We start from the raw sequence: 398 nt of genomic DNA, 5'->3' as shown, positions 1-398 counted from the left end.
CGAGCAGGATCTCTCCATCCACCGGAGCGCTCATCTCGCGCACGCCGTTTGTCGCCTGCGTCCAGCGCTGCAGCGAGCGCGCGCCGCGGTTCAGTGACCAGACGTTGTAGACCTTGCCGTAGTCGGCAATGAAAAAAATCTGGCCTGACGAGGCGCCGAAGCGTGGCGAATGCTTGATCGACGAGTCGCTGAGCAGCACCACCGGCTGGCCGCCGCCAACATCGACCAGGGACCATTGCCCGCCGCGCAGTGTGCTGATGACCACCACGTCCTGCTTCGCCGCCAGCCCGACGATCGACTCCGCCGGCGCAGCCCTATAGAGAGTGCGCAGCGTCTTTCCTGCGGCGTCGAGCAGCACTACTTCTGCCGTTACACCCAAGAGACGCACTGCCACGATG

Annotated in this window: 1 protein-coding gene; it reads right to left on the bottom strand. The window is 64.6% G+C overall.

Annotation, left to right across the window (positions count from 1 at the left end; all coding sequences use genetic code 11):
• Positions 1–358, bottom strand: a 358-nt coding sequence (locus tag I6F37_RS43415) for a hypothetical protein (RefSeq protein WP_225154898.1), incomplete at its 3' end; no start/stop codon positions are given.
• Between the last annotated feature and the right edge of the window lie 40 nt (positions 359–398).

It is taken from the genome of Bradyrhizobium sp. NBAIM08, assembly GCF_020193935.1.
GTDB classification, from domain to species: domain Bacteria; phylum Pseudomonadota; class Alphaproteobacteria; order Rhizobiales; family Xanthobacteraceae; genus Bradyrhizobium; species Bradyrhizobium yuanmingense.
Note: the sequence above shows the minus strand (reverse complement) of the source record. Positions and strands in the feature narration are given on the sequence as shown.